At 30.0% G+C, this 22,237-nt stretch carries 18 protein-coding genes and 1 tRNA gene; 11 read left to right on the top strand and 8 right to left on the bottom strand.

All coding sequences use genetic code 11. The annotated features are described in order from the left end of the window. Positions 1-12: 12 nt before the first annotated feature. Positions 13-1,575: a c-type cytochrome gene (locus R3342_RS07820; RefSeq protein WP_318939469.1), complete on the bottom strand. Its 1,563-nt coding sequence runs from the start codon at positions 1,573-1,575 to the stop codon at positions 13-15. A 215-nt stretch (positions 1,576-1,790) separates the two neighbouring features. Between R3342_RS07820 and R3342_RS07825 the strand changes: the two genes are divergently transcribed. Beyond that, on the top strand, positions 1,791-2,162 hold the full coding sequence (locus R3342_RS07825) for a hypothetical protein (RefSeq protein WP_318939470.1): 372 nt from the start codon (positions 1,791-1,793) through the stop codon (positions 2,160-2,162). A gap of 40 nt (positions 2,163-2,202) precedes the next feature. On the opposite strand, the gene infB is transcribed toward R3342_RS07825, so the two are convergent. The 3 genes from infB to rimP are packed head-to-tail and all read right to left on the bottom strand — an operon-like array spanning position 2,203 to position 6,898. Then, a complete protein-coding gene (gene infB, locus R3342_RS07830; RefSeq protein ID WP_318939471.1) occupies positions 2,203-5,121 on the bottom strand; it encodes a translation initiation factor IF-2 in 2,919 nt (972 codons plus the stop codon). Positions 5,122-5,161: 40 nt separating this feature from the next. Next, positions 5,162-6,421, bottom strand: a complete 1,260-nt coding sequence (gene nusA / locus R3342_RS07835) for a transcription termination factor NusA (RefSeq protein WP_318939472.1) — start codon at positions 6,419-6,421, stop codon at positions 5,162-5,164. Positions 6,422-6,433: 12 nt separating this feature from the next. Next, on the bottom strand, positions 6,434-6,898 hold the full coding sequence (gene rimP, locus R3342_RS07840; RefSeq protein ID WP_318939473.1) for a ribosome assembly cofactor RimP: 465 nt from the start codon (positions 6,896-6,898) through the stop codon (positions 6,434-6,436). Between the two features lie 167 nt (positions 6,899-7,065). On the opposite strand from rimP, the gene R3342_RS07845 reads away from it, so the two are divergent. Next, positions 7,066-7,896, top strand: a complete 831-nt coding sequence (locus tag R3342_RS07845) for a universal stress protein (RefSeq protein ID WP_318939474.1) — start codon at positions 7,066-7,068, stop codon at positions 7,894-7,896. 30 nt (positions 7,897-7,926) lie between these two features. Here R3342_RS07845 and R3342_RS07850 read toward each other — a convergent pair. Beyond that, positions 7,927-7,997: transfer RNA gene (locus R3342_RS07850), tRNA-Gln, on the bottom strand. Between the two features lie 162 nt (positions 7,998-8,159). On the opposite strand from R3342_RS07850, the gene R3342_RS07855 reads away from it, so the two are divergent. Then, positions 8,160-11,249 (top strand): DUF2723 domain-containing protein, encoded by a 3,090-nt coding sequence (locus tag R3342_RS07855; RefSeq protein ID WP_318939475.1) that lies wholly within the window; start codon positions 8,160-8,162, stop codon positions 11,247-11,249. Next, complete coding sequence (locus R3342_RS07860; RefSeq protein ID WP_318939476.1) at positions 11,246-11,884, top strand: polysaccharide deacetylase family protein; 639 nt, start codon at positions 11,246-11,248, stop codon at positions 11,882-11,884. The genes R3342_RS07855 and R3342_RS07860 overlap by 4 nt, the downstream gene beginning before the upstream one ends. Here the strand turns inward: R3342_RS07860 and R3342_RS07865 are convergent. Both R3342_RS07865 and R3342_RS07870 read right to left on the bottom strand, forming a co-directional pair. Next, positions 11,881-12,177, bottom strand: a complete 297-nt coding sequence (locus tag R3342_RS07865) for a thioredoxin family protein (RefSeq protein ID WP_318939477.1) — start codon at positions 12,175-12,177, stop codon at positions 11,881-11,883. The two genes, R3342_RS07860 and R3342_RS07865, sit on opposite strands and share 4 nt — an antisense overlap. A gap of 76 nt (positions 12,178-12,253) precedes the next feature. Next, positions 12,254-13,477: a metallophosphoesterase gene (locus R3342_RS07870; protein WP_318939478.1), complete on the bottom strand. Its 1,224-nt coding sequence runs from the start codon at positions 13,475-13,477 to the stop codon at positions 12,254-12,256. A 109-nt stretch (positions 13,478-13,586) separates the two neighbouring features. On the opposite strand from R3342_RS07870, the gene polA reads away from it, so the two are divergent. From polA to tsf, 5 genes are all read left to right on the top strand, one after another. Then, positions 13,587-16,391: a DNA polymerase I gene (gene polA, locus R3342_RS07875; RefSeq protein WP_318939479.1), complete on the top strand. Its 2,805-nt coding sequence runs from the start codon at positions 13,587-13,589 to the stop codon at positions 16,389-16,391. Positions 16,392-16,505: 114 nt separating this feature from the next. Next, positions 16,506-16,961, top strand: a complete 456-nt coding sequence (gene rplM, locus R3342_RS07880) for a 50S ribosomal protein L13 (RefSeq protein WP_318939480.1) — start codon at positions 16,506-16,508, stop codon at positions 16,959-16,961. Continuing rightward, positions 16,961-17,347, top strand: a complete 387-nt coding sequence (gene rpsI / locus R3342_RS07885) for a 30S ribosomal protein S9 (protein ID WP_318939481.1) — start codon at positions 16,961-16,963, stop codon at positions 17,345-17,347. Before rplM ends, rpsI begins: the two co-directional genes overlap by 1 nt. A 171-nt stretch (positions 17,348-17,518) precedes the next feature. Then, the gene (rpsB, locus tag R3342_RS07890; protein WP_318939482.1) at positions 17,519-18,292 is read left to right on the top strand and encodes a 30S ribosomal protein S2; all 774 of its coding nucleotides are present in this window, start codon (positions 17,519-17,521) and stop codon (positions 18,290-18,292) included. Positions 18,293-18,338: 46 nt separating this feature from the next. Next, complete coding sequence (gene tsf / locus R3342_RS07895; protein WP_318939483.1) at positions 18,339-19,304, top strand: translation elongation factor Ts; 966 nt, start codon at positions 18,339-18,341, stop codon at positions 19,302-19,304. 52 nt (positions 19,305-19,356) lie between these two features. On the opposite strand, the gene R3342_RS07900 is transcribed toward tsf, so the two are convergent. Continuing rightward, a complete protein-coding gene (locus tag R3342_RS07900; protein ID WP_318939484.1) occupies positions 19,357-20,685 on the bottom strand; it encodes a sugar MFS transporter in 1,329 nt (442 codons plus the stop codon). A gap of 196 nt (positions 20,686-20,881) precedes the next feature. Here R3342_RS07900 and pyrH point away from each other — a divergent pair, with 196 nt between their 5' ends. Both pyrH and frr read left to right on the top strand, forming a co-directional pair. Then, on the top strand, positions 20,882-21,589 hold the full coding sequence (gene pyrH, locus R3342_RS07905) for a UMP kinase (RefSeq protein WP_318939485.1): 708 nt from the start codon (positions 20,882-20,884) through the stop codon (positions 21,587-21,589). A 27-nt stretch (positions 21,590-21,616) separates the two neighbouring features. Beyond that, positions 21,617-22,171 carry a ribosome recycling factor gene (frr, locus tag R3342_RS07910; RefSeq protein WP_318939486.1) on the top strand — a complete coding sequence of 185 codons (555 nt, stop codon included), beginning with the start codon at positions 21,617-21,619 and terminating at the stop codon, positions 22,169-22,171. Positions 22,172-22,237 lie beyond the last annotated feature (66 nt).

Raw genomic sequence — 22,237 nt, forward strand, 5'->3', positions numbered from 1 at the left:
TCTATATTTTTATTAATAGTGACATTTACCACATTCTTGCCCACCCATTTGAGCTTCTGTAACTTTTTCTATGCCATATTTTTTAGAAAGTTCATCATGGATATTTTTGTAATAACCATTATCTTTCATATTAACTTCTGTAGTTTTATGACAGTTTATACACCAACCCATTGTTAATTTAGCCGATTGTTTTACTTCATCCATAGTTTCAACTGGACCATGACATGTTTGACAAGTAACACCTGCTACAGTTACGTGTTGTGAATGATTAAAATATGCGAAATCTGGTAAATTATGAATTCTAACCCATTTAATAGGTTTTTGTTTATAATTCTTTTTGTATTGTAAATTTTCTTTATCCCAACCAATTGCATCATACATTTTTTGAATTTCAGCATCTAAATCTGCTTTAGTATTACCTCCAAATAATTCTCCATTATATTCTGAAATTGATTTATGACAATTCATACAAACATTAACTGATGGAATACCTGATGTTTTACTATGTTTTGCTGATGAGTGACAATATTGACAGTCAATTTTATTTGCGCCAGCATGAACTGCGTGTGAAAATTTAATAGGCTGAATTGGCTGATACCCTTCATTAACATCTACTTGCATAAAGAAACCAAACACTAAATAAGCACCTCCTAACAACACAAATATTACTGCTAAAAATCTTAAAAATGGATTTTTATACAAAGTAACAATCATACTCGGTTCACTTTCTTCTCCTTTTCGTTTTTTAGTAGTTGAAGCAATTATTAATGACAATAATAAAAATGCTAAAATGGTAAGTCCTAAAGCTACTCCAACACTAACGCCAGGTTTATTAAATCTTGGATCTGATTTAGAAACTGCTGTTTGTGCCGCTGCTGGTTTTACATCACCAACATTTAAATATTTAACAACATCTTCAATATCTTGATCAGATAATTGAGGGAATGGTGTCATCGGCATTCCTTTATACTCTTCAAATATTGCTTTAGCATCTTTATCTCCACTAGCACGTAAAGCATTATTATCTTTAATCCAAAGTTTTAACCATTCTAATGAACGTAGGTCGCCAATTTTGTATAATGGTGGACCAATTAACTTTTTATCTAATCTATGACAAGCTGTACAATTAGCTTTAAATATTTTTTTACCTCGTTCTACTGCTGGATCAATTTTTTGAGTTGCAGCAACCGCAGCTTTTGCTTTTGGTTTACCTTTAGTATACTCTAAAATATCCACAATATCTTGGTCAGATAATTGAGGAAACGGAGTCATTGGCATTCCTTTAAACTCTTCAAATATTGCTTTTGCATCAGCATCTCCACTAGCACGTAAAGCATTATTATCTTTAATCCAAAGTTTTAACCAGTCTAACGAACGTATTTCCGTAACATTAGCCAAAGCTGGACCAATCAATTTTCTATCTAATCTATGGCAAGCTGCACAATTAGCATTAAATAGTTTTTTACCATTATCATAATTGCCTTCTTGCGCAAAACTCAATAAACTTGTAAAAATAAAAACGAAAGTTAATTTGGTCAGTTTGTTGATTTTAAGGTGTTTAATCACACTTTTCATACTTAAAAATTATTTTCTAATCTGTTTGGTATAATTTTTTCTTTAGAAATACCTATGATATAAGTCATTTTCGAAAGATTCGACAAAAATAAGATTAAAAACGAAAACAGGAAACGTTAGAGTAATGTTAAATGTAATTTATAACCATTCTAAATAACATTTTATTAATTCAATTTATAAAGGAATATTTTACATTTGAACAAAATTATAAAATTATGCATCTTGATTTAAGAAAAATATTGATATTGAGTTTGTTTATAAGCTTAACAAGTTATACACAGTTATATTCACAAACTGAACAAGATAAAATAAGTAGTTTAGTTAACCAAAAACGAGACTTTAACAAGAATAATAAGACTTCAACCGTTTATAAAATTCAATTATTTAATGGCGTTGAAAAAGATGCTTACGCAAAAAAGTATAAGTTTCAATCTACATTTCCAGAGTATAAAGTTCAAATAATTTATGTTGCTCCTGAGTGGAAAACTCAAGTTGGAGATTTTAATACTAGATTAGAAGCTGATAGAGCTTTAAATATAATTCAACAAAAATTTATTGGTGCTTTTGTTTTAGAAGATAAAATTTAATAAAAAAGTCGGGTTTAGCCCGACTTTTTTATTTCTTTTCTTAATTTCTTTTAAGTTTCTTCTTAACTTCTACCTCTTGATAAGCTTCAATTACATCGCCAACTTCAATATTATTGTAGTTTTTAATTTGAATACCACAATCATAACCTTTAGCAACTTCTTTAGCGTCATCTTTAAAACGTTTTAAGGAAGCCAATTCTCCCGAGTGAATTACAACATCTTCTCTAATAATTCTAACTTTAGAGTTTCTAAAGATTTTACCACTAGTTACCATACAACCAGCAATATTACCAACTTTAGAAATTTTATAAACTTCTCTAATTTCAACATTACCAGTTACTTCTTCTTTTATTTCTGCCGATAACATTCCTTCCATTGCATCACGTAAATCGTTAATGGCATCGTAAATAATAGAATACGTTCTGATATCAATTTCTTCATTATCCGCTATAGCTCTAGCATTTCCAGAAGGTCGAACATTAAACCCAACAATAATTGCGTCAGAAGCTGTTGCTAGTAAAACATCCGATTCGGTTATCGCTCCAACACCTTTATGAATTATATTTACTTGAATTTCATCTGTAGATAATTTTTGGAATGAATCTGTTAAAGCTTCTACAGATCCATCTACATCTCCTTTTAAAATAATATTTAACTCTTTGAAATCTCCTAAAGCAATTCTTCTTCCTATTTCATCTAAGGTTACGTGACGTTGTGTACGAACAGACTGTTCTCTTTGTAACTGAGATCGTTTTGTAGCAATTTGTTTTGCTTCTTTTTCATCTTCAAAAATATGGAATCTATCTCCAGCTTGTGGAGCTCCATCTAATCCTAATATAGAAACTGGTGTTGAAGGACCTGCTTCAGTCATATTGTTTCCTCGTTCATCAAACATAGCTTTAATTTTTCCACTATGTTTACCTGCCAACATAAAATCTCCAATTTTAAGCGTACCTTCTTGTACCAAAATAGTAGACACATAACCACGTCCTTTATCTAATAAAGCTTCCACAACAGTACCTATTGCATTTTTATTTGGATTTGCTTTTAAATCCAACATTTCAGCTTCTAATAAAACTTTTTCTAAAAGGACATCAACTCCTTCACCTGTTTTAGCAGAAATTTCTTGAGATTGAATTTTACCTCCCCAATCTTCTACTAATAAATTCATTGCAGAAAGTTGCTCTTTAATTTTATCAGGATTTGCGTTTGGTTTATCAATTTTATTTATTGCAAAAACAATTGGTACTCCTGCTGCTTGAGCATGACTTATTGCTTCTTTAGTTTGAGGCATTACATCATCATCCGCTGCAATTACAATAATTACTAAATCGGTAACTTGTGCTCCACGAGCCCGCATTGCTGTAAATGCTTCGTGACCAGGTGTGTCTAAAAATGCTATTTTTTGACCATTTTTTAACTGAACTCCATAAGCTCCAATATGCTGAGTAATTCCTCCAGATTCACCAGCAATTACATTTTCTTCGCGAATAAAATCCAATAATGATGTTTTACCATGATCTACATGTCCCATTACGGTAATAATTGGTGCTCTTGGTTCTAAATCTTCTTCTTTATCTTCTTCTTCATGAATTGCTTCTTCAACTTCTGCTCCAATAAAGTTTACTGAATAATCAAATTCTTCGGCAACAATAGTAAGTGTTTCTGCATCTAATCGTTGATTCATAGTTACCATCATACCTAAAGTCATACAAGCAGATATTACATTGGTTACTGGAATATCCATCATAGTTGCCAACTCACTAACTGTAACAAATTCTGTAAGTTTTAAAATTTTACTTTCAGCTGCTTGTTGCTCTAAATCTTTTTCGGATTGTTGTCTATGTAAATCTCTTTTGTCTCTCCTATGTTTTGCTCCTTTTCCTTTTTTAGATTTACCTTGAAGTTTTTCTAAAGTTTCTCTAACCTGTTTTTGAACTTCCGCTTCTGTTGGCTCTTCCTTAACAATTGGTTTTCTTTGTGGTCTTTGATTACCTCTTTGATTACCTCTGTTTTGGTTATTACCAGTTCCTGGCTTTTTAAAGTTTGCAGAAGGTGCTTTTTTTATTCTTTTTCTTTTCTTTTTATTTGCCTCGTTATTATCTTTTTTAGCGTCAGTTGTCTCAGGTTTTTTCTTTTTAGGACGTTCAAACTGTTTTAAATCTATAGTTTGACCTGTGATTTTTGGACCAGATAATTTTTTATAATGAGTAGCAATTTTAGTTTCAGGAGTTTTTTCTTCTTCTTTTTCTTCTTTTTTACTATCCTTTTTTACAACTGGGGTTTCAGTTTTTTTAAACTCAGGTTTTTTAGCTTCTGGTTGTTTCTTTATTTCCTGTTTTTTTACTTCCTGCTTTTCCTCTGATTTTTTAGCTGTAACTTCTTTTTTTATTTCAGATACTACTTCTGGTTTCTTTATCTCTTCTTTAGCAACAACTTCTTTTACAGGTTCTGTTTTTTCTTCAACAACTTCTATTTTTGTAACTACTTCTTCTTTAACCTTGATGTCTTCTTTTACAGGTTCGGCTTTTACCTCTTCTTTAGGTTGTTCCTTTTCTAATTCTTTTTCAGGAGAAATAGCAGGAGAGTCTTTATGTTGTTTTGGCTCAATATCAATTTTACCAACTGTTTTTACTTCTAATTTTTCTGCTCTTCCCTTTATAACAACTCTTTTTGCTTCTTCAGCTTCCTGTTTTAATCGTTGTTTTTCTTCTGCTGCAATCCTAAGTTCTTCTTTTTCTTTTCGCTTTTCTTCGCTAACTTCTTTTGAGGCTGCTTTTTTAGATCGATCTGTTTGGAAACCATCTAATAATATTTGATATTCTTCATCAGATATTTTAGTTGTAGGACGTGCTTCTACCTCAAATCCGTGAGATTCTAGATGTTCTACAGCTCTATCTAACGAAATGTTTAATTCTCGTAATACCTTATTCAGTCTCAATGTTTTGTTGTTAGCCATATAATTATTTTTAAGCCAATTATTTTGTTGAATTTAAAAATTAATCTTCAAATTCTTCTTTTAATATTTTTTGAACTTCTAAAATAGTTTCCTCTTCAAGATCGGTTCTACTTACAAGTTCTTCAACACTTTTATCTAATACTCCTTTGGCTGTGTCAATTCCAATATTGTTAAATTCTTTAATAATCCATTCTTCTATTTCATCAGAGAATTCAGTTAATTCAACATCATCTTCCATTTCAACTCCTTCACGTTGAACATCAATATCAAATCCTGTTAATTGAGATGCAAGCCTAATATTTACTCCGTTTTTACCAATTGCTTTAGATACTTCTTCTGGTAATAAAAACACTTCTACTCTGCCTTTTTTTCCATCTGCTCTATCTTCTTCTTCATGAATTACCATAGAAGCTACTTTTGCAGGACTCAATGCTCTTGCAATAAATAATTCCGTATTTTTTGTATAATTAAGTACATCAATATTTTCATTACCTAATTCTCTAACTATACCATGAATTCTAGAACCTTTCATTCCTACACATGCTCCAACAGGATCAATTCTATCATCGTATGAATCTACTGCTACTTTTGCTTTTTCGCCTGGTATTCTAGCAACTTTTTCTATGGTAATTAAGCCATCAAATACTTCTGGTATTTCTTGTTCAAACAACTTTTCTAAAAATTCCGGAGCAGTTCTTGATAATATAATTACTGGTTTATTACTACGTAATTCTACAGATTTAATTATACCTCTAACAGAATCTCCTTTTCTAAAATAATCAGAACGAATTTGTTCGCTTTTTGGTAAAATAATTTCATTACCGTCATCGTCTAATAAAATAATTGCATTATGACGAATGTGATGAACTTCTGCACTATAAATATCACCTTCTAACTCTTTAAAGTGTTTAAAGGTATTTGTGCTATCGTGCTCATAAATTTTTGAAATTAAGTTTTGACGTAATGCCAAAATAGCTCTTCTTCCCAAATCTATTAACTTAACTTCTTCAGAAACATCTTCACCAATTTCAAAATCAGGTTCAATTTTACGAGCTTCTTTTAATTCAATTTCTTCGTTAGGATCTTCAACTTCACCATCTGCAACTACAACACGATTTCTCCAAATTTCTAAATCTCCTTTATCTGGGTTTATAATAATATCAAAATTATCGTCAGATCCAAATTTTCTTTTTAAAGCTGCTCTAAACACATCTTCTAGTATCGCCATAAGGGTTACCCTATCAATATTTTTATCTCCCTTAAACTCTGAAAACGATTCAATTAATGCTAAATTTTCCATGCATTCACTTTATTAAAATAATAATTTCACTTTTGCTTCTAAAATATCTTTAAAAGGTATTGTTTTATTTTTAACCACTGTTATTTTTCCTTTTCCAACAGGTTTTGGTTCTCTTACTTTCCATTCTAAATCAATAGCATTTTCATCAACATTTTTTAGAACTCCTTCTATTTTTGAATTATCTATTAATTTAACTTGTAAGGTACGATTAATATTTTTTTTGTATTGTCTTTTAACAATTAACGGTTGTGCAATATCTGGCGAGGTTACTTCTAACGAAAAGTCTTCTTCTTCTCTATCTAAATTATGTTCAACTGCTCTACTTATTCTAACACATTCTTTTAAAGAAATTCCTTTATCACCATCTACTACTACTAAAATTTTATTGTCTGGTAAAAAATTTAATTCTATTAAAAACAAACTTGAATTTTCTTCAATAGCACCATTAACCAAGTTTTTAATTTTAATTTTATCCATTTTTCTCTATAAAAAGAGGGGACTTAACGTCCCCTCCTTTCCACTTTAACCTCTTTAATTTCCGTGCAAATATAGTAACATTTTTTTAATTGATAAAAAATCATTCTTCTTTTTAATTTAAAATTGCTATTTTTACCCATGTTTGCAATTAATCTAACCACAATTTTATGAAAAGTATATTAGTCCCTGTCGATTTTTCTGAACAAGCAAAATATGCCGCAAAAGCTGCAAGTGATATAGCAAAAATTTCAAATGCAAAAATTTATTTGCTCCATATGCTTGAGTTACCAACTGGAGTTATTGATCCTTCTAGTTATGGTTCATCTAGCAATACTCCAACTGCTTTATTATTTTTAAAACGGGCACATGAAAAGTTTGAAGAATTCAAAAAGCTGCCATTTCTTAAAGGTTTAGACATTGAAGATTCTGTTCAATTCCATAAGGCTTTTGATGGAATTATAGAAGAAAGCGAAAAGCAAAAAGTGGATTTAATTGTAATGGGATCAAAAGGAACTTCTGGACTAGAAGAAATGCTTGTTGGTTCTAATACTGAAAAAGTGGTTAGAAACTCTAAAATTCCTGTTTTAGTTATTAAAAATGAAATTGACAATTTTAAAATTGAAAATATTGTTTTTGCATCTAATTTTGAGAAAAAAAACAAAGTCTCTTTTCAAAAAATATTAGACTTTGCTTCTCTTTTTAACGCTAGAATTCATTTATTAAAAATTAATACAATTAACAACTTTGAAACCACTAAAGAATCAAGTGACGCAATTAGAAACTTTATAAATAATTATGATCTTGGCGATTATACTTTAAATATTTATAATGACATATCTGTTGAATCGGGTATTATTAATTTTGCAAGTGTTATTGATGCTGATGTTATACTAATAAATACTAGTGGAAGAAAAGGTTTATCCTATTTATTTACAGGAAGTATTGGCAAAGACATATCCAATCATGCTGAATTACCAGTTATCACTTTCAAGGTATAAAAAAAAGCTTCAATAAATTGAAGCTTTTTGTTGACCCACAAGGACTCGAACCTTGACTGACGATACCAAAAACCGGAGTGCTACCATTACACCATGGGTCATTTTTCAGGTTGCAAATTTAACCTAAAGTTTTAATTCGGCAAATAAATTTTTTATTTTTTTTAAAAATACTACATTTTAATATTTAATTAAGACTTCAAATGAACTACCATTTAAATATTTACGTTTAAATTTGCTAAATTCGCCTCAATAAAAAAAAATACATGAATTCATTCAACTTTAAAAAGTGGAACAACATTATTGGATGGTTTGCTTTTGCAATTGCTCTTTTTACATACGCATCAACTATTGAACCAACAGTTAGCTATTGGGATTGCGGGGAATACATCCCTACAGCTGTTAAACTAGAAGTTGGGCATCCACCAGGAGCACCATTATTCCAAATGTTAGGTGCATTTTTTGCCATGTTTGCCTCTAAAGCTACAGAATTTGCAAAAATGGTAAATTTAATGTCAGCACTATCAAGCGCTCTTACCATTTTATTTATGTTTTGGACAATAACTGCTTTAGCAAAAAGATTAGTTGCTAAAAAAGAAATATTTTCAAAAAGTACAGGGATTGCAATATTAGGAAGTGGTTTAGTAGGCGCTTTAACTTATACTTTTACCGATAGTTTTTGGTTTAGTGCAGTTGAAGGTGAAGTTTATGCAATGTCTTCTTTTTTAATGGCTTTACTTTTTTGGTTAGGATTACGTTGGGAAGCTGACCTTAATAAACCACAAGGAAATAGATGGTTGCTATTAATAAGTTTTATTGTTGGTTTATCCTTTGGAGTTCATATTTTATCATTATTAGTAATTCCTTCTATTGTATTTTTATACATCTTTAAAAAATATAAAATCTTAAACATAAAACAATTTGCTATTGCAAATGTGGTAGCAATTTTAGTATTAGTATTTGTTTTTAAAATGCTATTCCCTTTTACTTTACAATACTTTAGTAGTCTTGAATTATTTTTTGTGAATTCTATTGGACTTCCTTTTAACTCTGGAAGTATAATTGCTTTAATTATTTTAATTGCTGCTTTCTATTTTGGATTAAACTATACTCATAAAAAAAAGCTAGTTGGAGCTAACACAATCATCCTATCCGTTTTATTTATTATAATAGGTTTTTCAACTTGGTTAATGTTACCAATTCGTGCAAATGCAGATACTACAATAAATGAAAACGACCCTTCAAGTGCAAGAGAATTGTTAGCTTATTATAATAGAGATCAATATGGTGATGCAAATGTTTTTTACGATACTTATTATTCTATAATTTACAATAGAGAAACTGATAAAGACAACCCAACAAGAGACGATAAACCTAAATACGAAAAAAACGAAAAAACTGGAAAATACGTTATTGTAAACCATTACAAAAACGCTTTGCCAAATTGGAGTAGTTCTCAAAAAGGATTTATACCTAGAATGGTTAGTACTGATGCTTCCGTAATTAGAAATTACAAAGCAATTGCAGGCATTCCACAAAAAAGCAAACGCAGACCTACTTTTTTAGAAAATCTGAAATTTATGTTCGATTTTCAATTTGGTTATATGTACGCCCGTTATTTTATGTGGAATTTTGTTGGAAGACAAAATGATGTTCAAGGTCAGTTAGATGATATAAATGGAAATTGGCTTAGTGGAATTAATTTTATTGATGAATGGCATTTGGGTCCGCAAACTAATTTACCAACGGATATGAAAAATAATAAAGGTAGAAATACGTATTATTTCCTTCCTTTTATTTTAGGATTTATTGGATTATTTTTTCAACTTAACAAAAATAAAAACGATTTTTACACCTTATTGCTGTTTTTCCTTTTTACAGGATTAGCAATTATTTTTTATACAAACCCTAAACCTTTTGAACCTAGAGAAAGAGATTATGCTGTAGTTGGTTCCTTTTACATTTTTGCAATTTGGGTTGGATTCGGAGTTTTAGCTATTTATGAAAAATTAAAAAAATACGCCAACAAAAACGCTATTGCAATTGCCACAACTATAATTACCTTATTAGCTGTGCCAACAGTTATGGCCTCACAAAATTGGAATGACCACGACAGATCTAACAGATATACTGCTCGATTAAATGCAAAAGCTTATTTAGATTCGTGCGATAAAGATGCTATATTATTTACCATTGGAGACAATGATACATTCCCTCTTTGGTATATGCAAGAAGCTGAAAATTACAGAACCGATATTAAAACCATAAACACAAGTTTATTCCAAACGGACTGGTATATCGACCAAATGAAACGTAAAACTTATGATGCCGACCCAATTCCATCACAATTAAAACATAGTGATTATAAATGGGGAACATTAGATGTTGCGTATTATTTTGAAGAACTTTTCCCTAAATACAAAGATTCTGTAGTAGATATAGATTATTTTATGAAGTGGATTCAAAGTAAAAATAAAGTTACTTTTTACGATTTAGATGATGATGGAATACCTGATAAAGTTTTACCAACAAACAAAATACGAATTCCTGTAGATAAAGAAGCTGTTCTAAAAAATGGAATAGTAGCCAAAAAAGATTCTGCTTTAATAGTTCCTTACATAGATATTAATATAGGTGGTAGTTTAACCAAAAACAGAATTTTAATGTTAGATATTTTAGCAAATAATGATTGGAAAAGACCAATATATTTTACTGGAGGTGCACAAGCAGATGAAGAATATATTTGGATGAAAGATTATCTTCAATTAGATGGTTTAGCCTATAAATTAGTACCAATTAAAACCCCTAATAAAGGCAGCTTTTTTGATATGGGAAGAATAGATACAGATATAATGTATAAAAAGGTTAAAGACTGGGATTGGGGAAGCATTACCGATAATAACGTTTATTTAGATCCTGAAACCAGAAAAAATGCAGTTACCTACCGTAACAATATGGAACGTTTGGTTAGAGCCTTAATTGATGAACATAAGATGAAAAAAGCTGAAGAAATTCTAGATATTTCTTTAGAAAAAATGCCTGTTCACAAATTTGGACATTATAGTATGTTAATTCCTTATGTAGAATTATACTATAAACTAAATAAAAAAGATAAAGCTCGCGATTTAACCAATCAATTAAAATCTGTATTTCAAGAAAATTTAACCTATTTCAGCCAATATTCAGAGGATGAAATAAATTCAGTTTATGATAATATTGAGCGCAATTTATTAATGTACGATCAATTGGTAAAAACTGCATCAAAATATGATGATATTGATTATGCAAATTCTATTAAAAAAGAATATATTAGCTATCTAAAATTGTATGATTTCTTAATTAAATCGCCTGAATGAAAAAGTATGTTGTAAAAACACCAAAAGTTGTAAAACACATTTTCAATAATTGGAAATGGAAATTTTCGGAAGAAGAAAAAATAATTTACCTAACTTTTGATGATGGACCAACACCACAAATAACCGAATGGATTTTAGATGAGCTCAAAAAATACGATGCAAAAGCTACATTTTTTTGTCTTGGAAAAAATGTAGCTAACCATCCTAATTTAACTTCTTCAATAATTACTGATGGGCACACTATAGGCAACCACACCCACAATCACATTAATGGGTTAAACACCAAAACTGATGAATATCTTGAAAATGTAGTTCAAGCCGAAAACACTATACAAAAAACGACGAATATAAAGCCTAATTTGTTTAGACCTCCGTATGGAAAATTTAAAATATCTCAATCAAAAAAAATACGAAAAAAAGGATATAAAATAATTATGTGGGATGTGCTAAGTGCAGATTTTGATAATTCTATCACCTCAGAACAATGCTTAAATAACGTTATTAAAAACACTGAAAACGGAAGTGTTATTACATTTCATGATAGTAAAAAAGCATATAAAAATTTAAAAGATACACTTCCTAAAGTTTTAAAATATTATTATGAAAAAGGGTATGTTTTTGAAAAAATCAGTTAAACATATTGTTCTACTAAACTAATTAAAGTATTAGCATCTTGGTCACCAGATTGACGCCATTTCATTTCACCGTTTTTATAAATAATAAAAGTTGGATTGCCTTTTATTCTAAGTGCATTTGCTAAAGTTTCATTTTTATCCATATCAATTTTAATTACTTTAGCTTTATCTCCCAAAGCTGCAGCAACATCTCTTAATATACTGTGTAAACTATTTTCTTCATCATCCCAATCAGCAAAAAAATCTATTAAAACAGGAATATCTGAGCTAATTAATTCTCCAAATTTTGCCATAATATTATTCTTAAAAACTTATTTTACTAAAAAAGTATATATACAAATGTAACATTTTAATTTAAAAAATTAATATTCACCTCTTTTTCAGAGTGATTACAGTAATTTCAGGCCAAATACCAACTCTACCAGGAAACGCCAAAAATCCGAAACCTCTATTTACATTTATATACCTATTAAACTCTTTATAAATTCCTGCCCAATATTTATAAACGTATTGTATTGGACTCCACTTAAAGCCTGGAATCTCAATACCAAATTGCATTCCATGGGTATGTCCGCTTAAAGTTAACTGGTAATTATTTTCATGATTTTTAACTTCTGCATCCCAATGCGAAGGATCATGGCTTAATAAAATTTTAAAATCTTCTTTTTTTATTTTTTCAGATGCTTTTGATAAATCTCCAGCTTTTTTAAATCGAGTTCCCCAGTTTTCTACACCAATAATAGCTAGCTTTTCGTTTTCTTTTTCTAGATAAACACTATCATTCAACAATAAATTAAATCCAATTTTTGGGTGAATATTTTTAATTTCTTGAAAATTTTGTTCCTTTTCATCAAGGGTTTTCCAATGAACATATTCTCCATAATCATGATTTCCTAACACTGAAAATTTTCCAAATGGTGCTTCAAGTTTCTTAAAATAATCAATCCATGGATTCATCTCATCAAAAGTATTATTAACAATATCACCAGTAAATAATATTACATCCGATTTCTGTTCATTGATCAAATTTATAGCATAATCAATTTTATTTTCATCATCAAAACTTCCACTGTGAATGTCTGAAATATGTGTAATATTAAATCCATCAAAAGCGCTTGGCAAATCATCAAAAAATAAAGTGTGTTTAATTACTTGAAAATTATATTTTCCTTTTGTCATTCCGTAGATTATGGAAGCAAAAGGAACTGCCGCTAAACCAAGTGCCACTTTAGCAATAAATTCTCTACGCGCTGGAAAATGGGTTTCCACTGTTGAAGAACTCATTGAAAATGCTGCCTTAATTACTCTAAAAATATCTTCAGAAAACAATACTAAAATGGCCGTTATTTTAGGAATTATGGATAAAATCAGTAAGCCAATTGCTAACATTATTCCATGAGTAAGTCCCTTTGAGCCATTAAAAGAAGTTAATTTTACGATAAAATTTACTAAAATGCCAATAGATATAAACCAATAAAGTACTAAAATAAATTTATTTTTAGAAATTGTTTTTAAGCTTTGAAAAGCATAAAAATCTATAAATAAAAGAATTACTACTAAAATAAACCATCTAATCATAAAAATAAATTTCATTTTAAAAGTAAATATAATCTATATTTCAAATAATAGTTTACCAAATTAATTAATGAATTGTTAAAATTGATTTTCTTACTTTTACTCAATTAAAAACATTACTTAAAAAATGCAAAAAAAACGCCTTTTCCTTTTAGATGCTTTCGCCTTAATTTTTCGTGGTTATTATGCCTTAATTAAAAATCCTAGAATTAACTCAAAAGGAATGGATACTTCTGCCATTTTAGGATTTACAAATTCATTATTAGATGTTATTAAGCGTGAAAACCCAGATCATTTAGCAGTTGCTTTTGATAAAGGAGGTTCTCATAGTAGAACAGAAGCTTTTTCAGATTATAAGGCAAACCGGCTTGAAACTCCTGAAGCTATAAAAATTGCTATTCCATACATCTATAAAATACTTAAGGCAATGCATATTCCAATTATTGAAAAAGAAGGTTTTGAAGCCGATGATTTAATTGGAACACTATCAAAACAAGCAGAAAAAGAAGGTTTTGAAACTTTTATGGTTACTCCAGATAAAGATTTTGCGCAACTGGTATCTGAAAATATTTTTATGTATCGTCCGTCAAGAATGGGAAATGGCATTGAAATATGGGGAATTCCAGAAGTTAAAGCCAAATTTGAAATTGAACGCCCTGAACAAGTTATAGATTATTTAGGAATGATGGGAGATGCCGTTGATAATATTCCTGGGTTACCTGGTGTTGGAGACAAAACGGCAAAAAAGTTTTTAAAACAATACGGAAGTATGGAAAACCTATTAGCAAATACTCATGAGCTAAAAGGAAAAATGAAAGAAAAAATTGAAGCAAATAAAGATTTAGGAATCCTTTCCAAAAAATTGGCCACAATTATGATTGATTGTCCAGTAACTTTTAATGAAAAAGATTTCGAATTAAATCATCCCGATCTTAATAAAGCAAATGAAATTTTTAAAGAACTAGAATTTAGAAGAATTGCGGAAAGTTTACCTAAAATATTCAAAAATCATCCTGAAATAACAGCTAAAAATAACGTAAAAGAAACTGAAGCTCCTATTTTAGATTCTAACAACACAAATACTCAATTCAATTTATTTTCAAATTCCACAGAAAATACCTCATCACAAAACACTAAAAATTCAGGAAAAGTATACCAGCATGTAACATCTTCTTTAGCCAGAAAGTTGTTACTTTCAAAGTTAAATCAACAAAAAAAAGTTAGTTTTCATATAGAAACTTTAGGAACTGATTTTTTTAATTGTGATTGGCTTGGAATGGCTTTTTCCTATTCAGAAAATTCAGGATATTATATTCCATTTATTAAAGATGAAACACAAACTATTTTAAAAGATTTCAAACCGTTTTTTGAAAATGATGAAATAGAAAAAATTGGGCAGCATCTAAAATTTTACAGCAAACTTTTAAGTACACATCACATAAAACTTAAAGGGAAATTATTTGATACTAGATTAGCACATTATTTATTACAACCAGATATGCGTCATAATCTAAACGTTTTATCTGAAACTTATTTAAATTTCACTCCAGAATCATTGGAATCCATTATTGGAAAAAAAGGAAAAAACCAGTTAAATTTTAAGGAAATTGAATTAAAAAAACAAGCTAGTTATGTTTGTGAACAAGCTGACATTGCTCTTCAATTAAATCCAATTTTTGAAAATAAATTAGAAAAATTAAATCTAACTAGCTTATACAATTCAATAGAAATACCTTTGCTTTCCGTTTTAGCTTCTATGGAAATAGAAGGTATAAAAATGGATAGCGTTTATTTAAATTCGTTATCTAAAAAATTATCCGAAGACATTTTAAAATTAGAAACCAAAATTTATAAAGAAGCTGAAGTTGAATTCAATTTAGCTTCGCCAAAACAGTTGGGTGATGTTTTATTTGAGCATTTAAAACTAGTTGAAAAACCAAAAAAAACTAAAACTGGTCAATATGCAACAGGTGAAGAAATTTTATCAAAATTGGCATCAAAACATGAAATTGTTCAAAATATTTTAGATTGGCGAGGATTAGTAAAACTTAAAAATACGTATGTAGATGCTTTGCCAAACGAAGTAAATTCAACCACAAAAAGAATTCACACAACTTATAGTCAAACCGTTGCTGCAACCGGAAGATTAAGCTCTAACAATCCAAATCTTCAAAACATTCCTATTAGAACGGAACGAGGAAGGCAAGTACGAAAAGCCTTTGTTCCTAGAGATGAGAATTACACTTTAGTTGCTGCAGATTACTCCCAAATTGAACTTCGTATTATTGCAGCTTTAAGCGAAGATAAAAGTATGATAGCATCTTTTCAAAGAGGAGAAGATATTCATAAAGCAACCGCTGCAAAGGTATTTAACACTCCTTTAGAAGAGGTAACAAGGTCGCAAAGAAGCGATGCAAAAGCGGTGAATTTCGGAATTATATATGGACAAGGAGCTTTTACTTTAGCAGAGCAATTAAATAAATCTAGAGCTGAAGCAAAAAAATTAATAGATAACTACTATGCAAAATTTCCTACTCTAAAAAATTACATTGCTAATCAAGTAGAATTCGCTAAAAAAAATGGTTATGTTGAAACCATTTTAGGGCGCAGAAGGTATTTAAAAAACATAAATTCTCAGAATGCAATTGTAAGAAAAGCCGATGAAAGAAATGCTATAAATGCACCAATACAAGGAAGTGCAGCAGACATTATTAAAATAGCTATGATTAAAATTGATGAATTACTAAAAGAAGGAAATTACAAAACCAAAATGTTACTACAAGTTCATGATGAATTGGTTTTTGATATGCACATAACAGAAAAAGACACCTTAAAACCTCTGCTTAAAAAAACCATGGAAAGTGCTTTCAAACTTTCGGTTCCATTAATTGTAGATATTGGGGAAGGAAACAATTGGTTAGAAGCGCATTAATACCTATAAAAATATCCTTAACCTACTATTTGTTATCTAAATAATAGTTTGTACATTTGCACTCCCTTTTTAGGGATTAAAAATAAATGTTTAACTATAACAAAGAATTTAATTGTGAATACATTAAGTTACAAAACAGTATCAGCTAACAAAGAAACCGCTACTAAAGAGTGGGTTTTAGTTGATGCAGACGGTCAAACGTTGGGTCGTCTAGCTTCTAAAATAGCAATGCTAATTAGAGGTAAAAATAAACCAAATTACACTCCTCACGTAGATTGTGGAGACAATGTAGTGGTTATCAACGCAGAGAAAATTAATTTAACTGGTAAAAAATGGAGTGACAAAACTTATATCCGTCACACAGGCTATCCAGGAGGTCAAAGATCATTAACAGCTAGTGAAGTTTTTCAAAAAGATCCAATCAAATTGGTAGAAAAAGCTGTAAAAGGAATGTTACCTAAAAACAAATTAGGTAGTGCATTGTACAGAAATTTATATGTATATGCAGGTGCTGAACACAAACAAGAAGCTCAATCACCAAAAGCTATTAACCTTAACGATCTTAAATAATGGAAACAATTCACAAAATAGGTAGAAGAAAAACAGCCGTTGCTCGTATTTATGTTTCTGAAGGAAAAGGAAATATTACTGTAAATAAAAGAGATTATAAAGACTATTTTACAACAGCAACATTACAATATAAAATTTTACAAGCACTTAACTTAACGGATAATGCAAAATCGTTTGACATTAAAGTTAATGTTTATGGTGGAGGTGTAACCGGACAAGCTGAGGCTATTAGATTAGCTATTTCAAGAGCTTTAGTAGAACTAAATGCTGAAAATAGAGCTATTCTTAAGCCAGAAGGATTACTTACTAGAGATCCAAGAATGGTTGAGCGTAAAAAATTCGGTCAAAAGAAAGCAAGAAAAAAATACCAATTCTCAAAACGTTAATCGTTTTATTGAATTATTTTGCCAATTTTATTGGCAGTTCATTGAAATTAAAATTAAACAAGTTGTCGTTGAATCAGTCAATGACTGTAAAAAGTTTAGCATCCAAATAGGGAAGACCGGATTTCCGCTACTTCCCTATTGCTAACTCAACGGAACGTAAACTAAATACAAATGACAAATATTGAAATTAAAGAATTATTAGATGCAGGTGTACACTTTGGGCACCTAACTCGAAAATGGGATCCAAATATGGCTCCTTACATTTATGGAGAACGCAACGGTGTTCACATAATTGACCTTTACAAAACTGCTGCAAAAATTGAAGAAGCGTCTGAAGCTTTAAAAAAAATCGCAGCATCTGGTAGAAAAATACTTTTTGTAGCTACCAAAAAACAAGCAAAAGAAATTATTTCTGAAAAATCTAAAAGCGTTAATATGCCTTACATCACTGAAAGATGGCCAGGCGGAATGTTAACCAATTTTGTTACTATCAGAAAAGCTGTTAAAAAAATGTCATTAATTGACAGAATGAAACAAGATGGTTCTTTTGATGCACTTTCAAAAAGAGAAAAATTACAAATTAATCGTCAACGTGAAAAATTAGAAAAAAACTTAGGTTCTATTACTGATATGACACGTTTACCTGGTGCAGTTTTTGTAATTGATGTAAAAAAAGAGCACATTGCAATAGCTGAAGCTAAAAAATTAAATATTCCAATTTTTGCAATGGTAGATACAAATTCTGATCCAAGAGGAATTGATTATGTAATACCATCTAACGATGATGCTTCAAAATCAATTAATAAAGTATTAAGCTTTATTACAGAAAATATTGCTGAAGGGTTAGCTGAAAGAAAATCATCTAAAGAAAAAGAAACGGAACAAAAAGCAAAAGCAGCTAAAACTTCAGAAACCAAATCTGAAAAAGTATCCGAATCAAAATAAAAAAGTTTAATAGTCGAAAATATTTTTCAATAAAAAATAAAATAAAATGGCAAAAATTACAGCCGCAGAAGTTAACAAATTAAGAAAATCTACCGGAGCTGGTATGATGGACTGTAAAAATGCGCTTGTTGAAGCAGAAGGTGATTTTGACAAAGCAATAGAAATTTTACGTAAAAAAGGACAAAAAGTTGCTGCAAAAAGAGCTGATAGAGATAGTTCTGAAGGTGCAGTTATTGCAAAAGTAAATGATAACAACACTGAAGGCGTTATTATCTCCTTAAATTGTGAAACCGATTTTGTTGCTAAAAATGATGATTTTGTTGCTTTAGCAAAAGAATTCGCTGCAATTGCAGTAAACACAAACTCAAAAGAAGAATTTTTAAATGCTGATTTTGGAGGAATGACTGTTGCTGAAAAATTAATTGAGCAAACTGGAGTTATTGGTGAAAAATTAGAAATTGGAAGTTTTGAAAAAGTATCTGGAGAATTTGTAGGTTCTTACATTCATGCAGGAAATAAAATTGCTGCTGTAGTTGCTTTATCTGCAAATGTTAATGATGCAAAAGAAGTTGCTAAAGATGTTTCTATGCAAGCTGCAGCAATGGGAGCAACAACTTTATCTTATAAAAACCTTGATCCTGCATTTGTAGCTTCTGAAACTGAAGCTAGAATTGCTGTTATTGAAAAAGACAATATTGAACTTGGAAGATTAGGTAAAACTTTAAAACATGTACCTACTTATATTTCAAGACTTCAATTAACTGATGAAATTATAGCAAAAGCAGAAGAAGATTTAAAAGCAGAATTAAAAGCAGAAGGAAAACCTGAGAAAATTTGGGATAGAATTCTTCCTGGTAAATTAGAAAGATTTATTTCTGATAATACTACTTTGGACCAAGAATTATGTCTTTTAGATCAAAATTTTATTAAAAATGAAAAACAAACAGTTGCAGAATACGTACAATCTAAAGGCGTTGAAGTAACTGATTTTAAACGTGTTTCTTTAGTTTAAGTTTCCGTTAAAATATAAATAAAAAAAGGCTCATCAATTGATGAGCCTTTTTTTATTGTTTTTTCAATCCTAATTTATGCCCTGCAATAGCATAATATAAAATAATTAAATAGCAAGGTAATAAAATCCAATATCCTAAAGTTGCCGCCTGAGCGTTTGCAGTTACCTCACTTATTCCTTTAGCTATTAAATTAATTTTATTATTATCTACAAACCATCCGTATAATGGAGGAATAATTGCACCTCCAGAAATAGCCATAATTAATAATGCTGATGCCGTTTTGGTGAACTTTCCAAGTCCTTTCAACGTTAATGGCCAAACAGCAGGCCAAACTAATGCGTTAGCAATACCCAAAGCTGCTACAAAAAGAATAGATGTAAATCCCGTTGTTAAGACAATACAAAAAGTAAAAATAACACCTAATACTGCACTAATTTTTAAAGCTTTAACCTGACTTATATATTTAGGAATTAAAAAAATTCCCAACCCATAGGTTGCAACCATAGCCATTAAAGTAAAAGTTGTAAAAAATTTAGCATCATTTCCGGAAAATCCCAAAGAAATACCATACGCAATAATAGTATCGCCTGCTATAACTTCAGCTCCCACATACATAAACAAAGTTAAAACGCCCAACCACAAATGTGGAAATTGAAAAATACTTGACTTAGAAGTTTCTCCCTCTTTAACTTCTTCCATTGGTTCGGCTTCAACATGTGGTAAAGGAGCGCGTCTTATTAAAATAGCCAATACAAATAAAATTATCGCCATAACTATATATGGAGTTACCACACTATCTGCCATTGTTTTTAATAAATGTTCTTTTTCAACTGCACCAGCCACACTCAATTTCTCTTTAATTTCATTAATGCCTGATATCAAAAGTGCTCCAAAAATTAAAGATCCTAAAGCTCCTGCTACTTTGTTTGCAATTCCCATAATTGCAATCCGTTTTGCAGCACTTTCAATAGGTCCTAAAATTGTAATATACGGATTTGAAGCTGTTTGTAATAACGTCATTCCCATACCTTGAATGAAAATTCCTGATAAAAACACCCAATACGTTCTTGCCTCTGCTGCAGGAATAAAAACAATTGCTCCAATTGACATTACAAATAAACCTAATGACATTCCTTTTCTATACCCAATTTTATTTATGATATAAGAAGCTGGTAATGCCATAACAACAAATGAAATATAAGAAGCTGAAGCTACTAAAAATGATTGGGCAGAAGTTAGTTCACTAATCGTTTTCATAAATGGAATTAAAGCTCCGTTAATCCAAGTAACAAAACCAAAAATAAAAAATAGTCCCGCTATAATTATAATGGGAATAGTAAAGTTTTTTTTCTGAATTGTTGAAGATATTGGTTTTGTCATTTTAAAGTCTTTAATATTATTATACCCTTTTAGTGAAATTAAATGCCAAGATACAAAATTCTAAAATTCATAATTTTAATTTATAAAAAATTATAAATTGTATATTAATCGTAGCCATGCTCTCTAAAATCTATATAAACATTAGCTGTAAATACTAACAACTATTTATTATATTTGCATAACTTTCAAATAAATTATGGCTTATAAAAGAATTTTATTAAAATTAAGCGGCGAAGCGCTAATGGGCGATCGGCAACATGGCATTGACCCAGCTAGATTAGCTGAATACGCTCAAGAAATCAAAAACATTGTAGATAAAGGTATTGAGGTTGCAATTGTTATTGGAGGAGGAAATATTTTTAGAGGAGTTGCTGGAGCAAGTAATGGTATAGATAGAGTTCAAGGAGATTATATGGGAATGCTTGCAACTGCAATAAATGGATTAGCATTACAAAGCGCAATTGAAGCTGCTGGAATAAAAACAAGATTACTAACCGCCATTAAAATGGAACAAGTTGCTGAACCTTTTATAAAAAGAAGAGCAGTTAGGCATTTAGAAAAAGGACGTGTTGTAATTTTTGGCTGTGGAACAGGAAACCCATATTTTACAACAGATACAGCAGCTGTTTTAAGAGCAATTGAAATTGGAGCTGAAGTAATTTTAAAAGGAACAAGAGTAGATGGAATTTACTCTTCAGACCCTGAGAAAAATAAAGATGCTACAAAATTTGAATCTATTACCTACAAAGATGTTATGAATAAAGGATTAAAAGTAATGGATATGACTGCTTTTGCGCTTAGCCAAGAAAATAATTTACCTATTGTGGTTTTTGATATGAATACTAAAGGAAACCTTGAAAAAGTAGTTTCTGGAGAAAATATTGGAACAATAGTTGACAAATAATTACCAATAAATTAAATATTTTTAGTTATGAATGAAGAACTAAACTTTGTAATTGATAGTACTAAAGAACTTATGGAGCATGCCATTGCACATTTAACTAATGAATTTAAAAACATTAGAGCTGGCAAAGCCTCACCTGCAATGTTAGGTAGCGTAACCGTTGAATATTATGGCGCCCAAACTCCGTTAACACAAGTGGCTAACGTAAATACTTTAGATGCTCACACCATTACTGTTCAGCCTTGGGAAAAACATTTATTACACGAAATTGAAAAAGCTATTATGCTAGCTAATTTAGGTTTTAATCCTATGAATAATGGAGAAGTTATTATTATTAATGTTCCCGTTTTAACAGAAGAAAGAAGAAAACAACTTTCAAAACAGGCAAAAGCTGAAGCAGAAACAGCAAAAATAAGCATAAGAAATAGCCGAAAAGATGCTATGAATGAAATTAAAAAAGCAGAAGCATCTGAAGATATGAAATCTAATGCTGAAATTGATGTTCAAAAATTAACTGATTCATTTATTGATAAAGTTGATGAGCTTTACAAAGTAAAAGATCAAGAAATTATGAAAGTTTAAGGTTTTATACTTAAATCTTTAAAAAAGTGAAAGCGCTCTGTAGAGTGCTTTTTTTATTAGCTTATA

The organism is Lutibacter sp. (assembly GCF_033723435.1).
Classification (GTDB): Bacteria; Bacteroidota; Bacteroidia; order Flavobacteriales; family Flavobacteriaceae; genus Lutibacter.

Excerpts from the sequence above, each read along its gene's own strand:
- R3342_RS07855 (WP_318939475.1), top strand. The coding sequence starts at position 8,160 with ATGAATTCATTCAACTTTAAAAAGTGGAACAACATTATTGGATGGTTT.
- R3342_RS07870 (WP_318939478.1), bottom strand. The coding sequence starts at position 13,477 with ATGAAATTTATTTTTATGATTAGATGGTTTATTTTAGTAGTAATTCTT.
- nusA (WP_318939472.1), bottom strand. The coding sequence starts at position 6,421 with ATGGAAAATTTAGCATTAATTGAATCGTTTTCAGAGTTTAAGGGAGAT.
- R3342_RS07845 (WP_318939474.1), top strand. The coding sequence starts at position 7,066 with ATGAAAAGTATATTAGTCCCTGTCGATTTTTCTGAACAAGCAAAATAT.
- R3342_RS07865 (WP_318939477.1), bottom strand. The coding sequence starts at position 12,177 with ATGGCAAAATTTGGAGAATTAATTAGCTCAGATATTCCTGTTTTAATA.
- R3342_RS07820 (WP_318939469.1), bottom strand. The coding sequence starts at position 1,575 with ATGAAAAGTGTGATTAAACACCTTAAAATCAACAAACTGACCAAATTA.
- R3342_RS07900 (WP_318939484.1), bottom strand. The coding sequence starts at position 20,685 with ATGACAAAACCAATATCTTCAACAATTCAGAAAAAAAACTTTACTATT.
- rpsB (WP_318939482.1), top strand. The coding sequence starts at position 17,519 with ATGACAAATATTGAAATTAAAGAATTATTAGATGCAGGTGTACACTTT.
- rimP (WP_318939473.1), bottom strand. The coding sequence starts at position 6,898 with ATGGATAAAATTAAAATTAAAAACTTGGTTAATGGTGCTATTGAAGAA.
- polA (WP_318939479.1), top strand. The coding sequence starts at position 13,587 with ATGCAAAAAAAACGCCTTTTCCTTTTAGATGCTTTCGCCTTAATTTTT.
- pyrH (WP_318939485.1), top strand. The coding sequence starts at position 20,882 with ATGGCTTATAAAAGAATTTTATTAAAATTAAGCGGCGAAGCGCTAATG.
- R3342_RS07860 (WP_318939476.1), top strand. The coding sequence starts at position 11,246 with ATGAAAAAGTATGTTGTAAAAACACCAAAAGTTGTAAAACACATTTTC.
- tsf (WP_318939483.1), top strand. The coding sequence starts at position 18,339 with ATGGCAAAAATTACAGCCGCAGAAGTTAACAAATTAAGAAAATCTACC.
- rpsI (WP_318939481.1), top strand. The coding sequence starts at position 16,961 with ATGGAAACAATTCACAAAATAGGTAGAAGAAAAACAGCCGTTGCTCGT.
- frr (WP_318939486.1), top strand. The coding sequence starts at position 21,617 with ATGAATGAAGAACTAAACTTTGTAATTGATAGTACTAAAGAACTTATG.
- infB (WP_318939471.1), bottom strand. The coding sequence starts at position 5,121 with ATGGCTAACAACAAAACATTGAGACTGAATAAGGTATTACGAGAATTA.
- R3342_RS07825 (WP_318939470.1), top strand. The coding sequence starts at position 1,791 with ATGCATCTTGATTTAAGAAAAATATTGATATTGAGTTTGTTTATAAGC.